Source organism: Xanthobacter autotrophicus (assembly GCF_005871085.1).
Classification (GTDB): Bacteria; Pseudomonadota; Alphaproteobacteria; order Rhizobiales; family Xanthobacteraceae; genus Xanthobacter; species Xanthobacter autotrophicus.
This window is the reverse complement of the sequence record NZ_VAUP01000024.1, coordinates 1-4,488: the sequence shown is the minus strand read 5'-3', so window position 1 is coordinate 4,488 and position 4,488 is coordinate 1. Positions and strand designations below refer to the sequence as shown.

Annotated in this window: 5 protein-coding genes; 2 read left to right on the top strand and 3 right to left on the bottom strand. The window is 61.5% G+C overall.

Going from position 1 to position 4,488, the window contains the following annotated elements:
- The first annotated feature begins 196 nt into the window (after positions 1–196).
- Positions 197–954, top strand: a protein-coding gene (locus tag FBQ73_RS11835; protein ID WP_170218864.1) for an IS5 family transposase whose coding sequence is annotated in 2 segments (ribosomal slippage) — positions 197–512 and positions 512–954 — 759 coding nt in all. Because the reading frame shifts where the segments join, the coding sequence is not laid out codon by codon here.
- Positions 955–1,000: 46 nt separating this feature from the next.
- On the opposite strand, the gene FBQ73_RS11830 is transcribed toward FBQ73_RS11835, so the two are convergent.
- From FBQ73_RS11830 to FBQ73_RS11820, 3 genes are all read right to left on the bottom strand, one after another.
- The gene (locus tag FBQ73_RS11830; RefSeq protein ID WP_138399714.1) at positions 1,001–2,020 is read right to left on the bottom strand and encodes a DUF1254 domain-containing protein; all 1,020 of its coding nucleotides are present in this window, start codon (positions 2,018–2,020) and stop codon (positions 1,001–1,003) included.
- 19 nt (positions 2,021–2,039) lie between these two features.
- Positions 2,040–3,461, bottom strand: coding sequence for a DUF1254 domain-containing protein (locus tag FBQ73_RS11825; protein WP_138399712.1), 1,422 nt, complete (start codon positions 3,459–3,461; stop codon positions 2,040–2,042).
- 307 nt (positions 3,462–3,768) lie between these two features.
- Complete coding sequence (locus FBQ73_RS11820; protein ID WP_138399711.1) at positions 3,769–4,173, bottom strand: FUSC family protein; 405 nt, start codon at positions 4,171–4,173, stop codon at positions 3,769–3,771.
- Positions 4,174–4,319: 146 nt separating this feature from the next.
- Here FBQ73_RS11820 and FBQ73_RS23520 point away from each other — a divergent pair.
- On the top strand, positions 4,320–4,488 hold a 169-nt coding region (locus FBQ73_RS23520; RefSeq protein ID WP_138399710.1), incomplete at its 3' end, for a transposase.

The following is a 4,488-nucleotide window of genomic DNA, read 5'->3' as shown; positions in this document are numbered from 1 at the left end:
CTCCCGCAGGTCCAAAGACAGCGTCCTGGCCATGCATGTCGGCCTCCCTCTCCGACACGAAGCTTGAATCAGAACGCCGCAGATTTGGGAAGCCCAGCCAAATCAAAACGCGAGGAAAACGCTCTAGGCGGTGGCCCCATAAATTTGCGTGGGTGGACTTGTCGTGATTCAAGCTCCCGAACCGGGAGCCTGAGAGATGCGCCGTCACGAACTGACAGACGAGGAATGGGCGATCATCGCACCGCTGCTGCCGAACAAGGTGCGCGGTGTTGCGCGGGTAGATGACCGCAGGGTGATCAACGGCATCCTCCGGCGCTTTCGGACCGGTGCGCCGTGGCGGGATGTGCCGGAGCGCTATGGCCCGCGCACAACCCTCTACAACCGCTTCGTGCGCGGGCGGGCGGCCGGGGTCTGGGACCGGCTGCTGGAAGCGGTTTCCGCCGCCTATGACGGCGACATCGTGATGATCGACAGCTCCTGCGTTCGCGTGCACCAACACGGTGCCGCGATTAAAAAAGGGGCGACAACGATCGTTGCATGGGACGCTCCCGGGGCGGCTTGACCACCAAGATCCACGCCCTGGTCGACGCTGAAGGCCGGCCGATCCACCTCCTGCTCACCGCCGGGCAGGCGGGCGACGCGCCGGCGGGGCGCGAGTTGCTCTCCCGCCTCGCCACGGGAGGCATCCTTCTCGCCGACAGGGCCTACGACACCGACGCCATCCGCGCCGAGACGGCACAGCGCGGCGCCTTCGCCAATGTGCCGCCACGTGTCATCCGCAAGCGGACCTTCGCCTTCAGCCCATGGCTCTACCGCCAGAGGAACCAGATCGAGCGCTTCTTCAACCGCATCAAGCAGATGCGTGGCCTCGCCACGCGTTACGATCGCCGCCCGGAAAACTTCCTCGCAGCCATCAAGCTCGCCGCAACACGCATCTGGATCAACGCGTTATGAGTCCGCTGCCTAGTGGGCTTAAGCCGAGCTGCCGTCAACGAACGCATCACTCCACGGGTGTCGCCTCGGGGAACTTCCACGTCCCGTCCAGGATCTCCTTATGCGGCCGGTAAAGGCGGACCATGTAGTTCCAGCCCTGCACGATTGGCAGGCAGTTGATCGAATTCCCGGTGCATGCGCCAAACTGGACTTCAATGGAGCCGTCCTTGTCCTTCTTCGCCGTGACGTTGTTCAACGAGTATGCGTTGAGGTCGTTTGGCTGGAAATAGCCTTCCGCATTGTAGACGCTGATCGACCAAAAGCCGTTGACTGGAACGTCGTTCACCTTGAGCTTATAGACCGTCTTCCCGTCGTTCTCGGCCGGGGTCACGTTGAGATAGAGTGCTTCGCTGGGAGGGTTGGCGCCCCAGCCCATGGCGGCACCGATCACAAAGCGAACCGGGTCGACATCTTCCCTGCTGCCAAACATGCGCTTCGTGTCGGGCAGCAATGTCGCGAGCGACAGCATCGCATCACGCACCTTCTTCTGGGAGACCTGATCCCAGTTCGGGATCTCAAAGCTGCCGGTGGCCTGTTGGCTTGCCGTGACCGCGTCCTGCAGCGCATGCACCTTCTTCACATCTTCAGGATTGGACGGGTTCACCAGCGTGCGGATGGCGACCGCGGCGTAACGGGTGCCGATGTCCTTCTTGGTGAGTGTATACTTGCCCGGCTTGTAATGGACGCCGTGGGTATATTGGTCTTCGTCGAACACCTGCATCGACATGAACCGGCTGCCGGCTTCCGGCAGCGTGATCGTGACGGGACCCGCGTCGAGATCGAACACCGCCGACGAGTAGAGCGTGTCCCGGTTGAGGCGAATGACGGTCTGCTTGTCGATTGGCGCAGGCTCCCGCGTGTGGTCGAACTTGCCGAAACCGCCATTCTTGACGATCCCGGCAAAGTAGAGGTCCGACTCGGCACGAACGAAATTGTCGGTCGAAACCGGGATCGCAACTGCCGGATCGGCGCGCACCGGCAGTGTCCCAGCGAGGCTCATCAACAAAGCGGCGAAGGTCTGCTTCATGTTCATCATGGGGCCTCGTTCAGTTTTGCGCCGCGCGTTCGAGCGGCGGGGCCTTCCATTTCCCGTCGAGCGCAGCGGGCTGCGGCCAGTATAGCCTCATTGTTGCCCAGAAGGGACCGGCCGGCGCCGGCAGCCAATTGGACTGCGCGTCTTTGTCGGGCGAATCGTGCTGGAGGTAGAGCGTGATGCCACCGTCGGCATCACGCTTCAGGCCCGGCAGCATCGCCGAATTGATCAGGTACCGCTTGAGCGGATTGGCGACGAGCAGGCTCGCGGGAAGTTCATACATGGTGAGTGACCAGAAGGCCTTGACCGGCGGCAACTCGCCGGGCCCGAAGCGTAATGTGTACCGATGCTTTGCGCCATCGAGGGGTCGCCCCTCGGAATCGACGAAATAGGCGGGATAGATCGCCTCTTCTTTCGAATTGCCGTAGATACCGAACGCCGCCGCGGCCATGCGGCCGAGATAATCGCCATTCAGGAATTCCCGATTGCCGAATCCGTCGGCGGAGGTCCGCTTGCCGGTGTCGATTTCCTGTGCCTTGAAATCGGCAAGAGCTTTCCAGGCGTCCGCCATGCCTTCCGAAACGGCTTGGCGGAATTCGGCGGACTTCTGGTCTGCATAGAACGGCTTGCCGGGCACGATTCCGATCGTCGCAAGACGTTCCCTCAGCTCCACTTCGCTCGGATGGGGCGGCGCAAACTGCAGGATGAAGTTCAGCTCGTCGAAGAAGCGCAGCGACTTGCGCTCCTCTTCCGCCGTCACTGGCTTGAAAAAGTCGACCCTCGGCGCCGCCGCGGGAGCCGGCTCGGCGAGAAACTTCGATAGCGGCTGAACCCTGTACTCTGCCTGGATCTTCTTGACGTTCTCGACGTCGTCGGGACCTTTGAGCTGGGTGCGGTACAGGACGAACGCAAAGTCGGTTTCCGAGCGGATGATCTCCTTGATGCCGTCCGGCTTCTCGCCTTTCCAGCCCGGTCCGGCGAGCAGGAAGTTGCCTGCCGCATTGCCGGTCGCGCGGCTGCCGACATAGGCGAAGTTATAGGTGTAAAGGTCGATGAACTGGAGCGAATAATAGCGGTCCTTGGTGACGTCCGGCACCGACAGGACGAGCGGCTCAGCCCTCAGATCTGCGCCCAGAAACGAATAGGGGGTATCCGAATTGGGGGTCTGGATCGCCTTGTCGTCGGGCGTGAAGACCCGCGCAACATTGTAAAGTGCATTCCAAGGCGCCTTGAATTCATTATTCTTCGCGTCGACGAAGTATGAGTACAGAACGCGATAATTATCGACCAGCGGAAAGCCATAGATGACCGACTCTTTGGTGATGGCGCGCACGTCGCTTGCCGCAAGTGCCTGCGCGGTTGACTTCTCCGGCTGAGCCATGAGTGCCGTCACGATGGTGAGGAGCGTTGCCGCGACGAGAAACTTTCGTGTCATTTTGCGTCCCTCGCTGCGAGAATCGTATTCTGGGGCATGATATCGTTGACGGTGTGATCGCGGGCCTCACCACCGCAAACCGGAAGCATCAGCTGGCGGCAAGAGCCAGCAAGCCGGCCAGGCGATCATCGCCCAAGGGCGCGATGGTTTCCAGTGCCGCGAATTCGCGCACGGGGCATGTGCGGATTGGGCGGATGATGGTCGCCTCGTTCGAGAACGGACCCACATTGGCGCGCCTCGCGCCAGGCGGAGACTTCGTTGCGCCAAGAAAAGACATTGCTTAGGATTTAATAGAAGACGTTCAGCTTCAGACAGTGCGGTGGTCAAACTCCCTCGCGGTCCTCGTGTGGTGCGTGATGGCGAACGAGATGGATCCTGCCGTCGTCGAACACGCTACCGCAGGATGATGCCGAAGCCGGCGCCCACCAGTGGGTCGAACACCCGTTCCAGTGCCATGGATCATCTCGGTAGCAACTTGCAAGAAGAACAGAACCGCGATCACGCTCCACATCGGCGGCTCCTGGGCTAGGATAGGCCAGATTAGGGCGGCGCCGACCATTATGCCCGCCATCCGCTGCAATGCGCGGCTGATGCTGATGTGCAGGTGGGTGCCCTGCATCAACGAGATGCGGGCCCATCGCCAGTTTCCAGCGAGCGCAAGATCGGCGCTGGACTGGAAGCCCATCACGAGCCTCACAACGTATTTCGGCATGGGGCGCTTCCGTGCCGACTGACCCAATTCGTTTCCGACACACGCAATTAGGCGGTGTGGACGGTTTCGCGCCGGTTGAGCGGGAGGGGATTCCCTTTTTGTCCTTTCGGTGATTCATAGCGGGTCGGCTTTTGGCGAGGTCGACCATGCTGACGCGGATGACGGATGAGGATTGGGCGGTGGCGCTGGAGGTGTTCCGCGCCTGCCGGTCGCGACGGGGCGACAACGGGCGCGATGACCGCAAGTTCCTCGAAGCCATGCACTATTTCACCGTGCACAACATCTCCTGGCGGGCGCTGCCGGCCGAGTTCGGCG

Excerpts from the sequence above, each read along its gene's own strand:
- FBQ73_RS11830 (WP_138399714.1), bottom strand. The coding sequence starts at position 2,020 with ATGAAGCAGACCTTCGCCGCTTTGTTGATGAGCCTCGCTGGGACACTG.
- FBQ73_RS11825 (WP_138399712.1), bottom strand. The coding sequence starts at position 3,461 with ATGACACGAAAGTTTCTCGTCGCGGCAACGCTCCTCACCATCGTGACG.
- FBQ73_RS11820 (WP_138399711.1), bottom strand. The coding sequence starts at position 4,173 with ATGCCGAAATACGTTGTGAGGCTCGTGATGGGCTTCCAGTCCAGCGCC.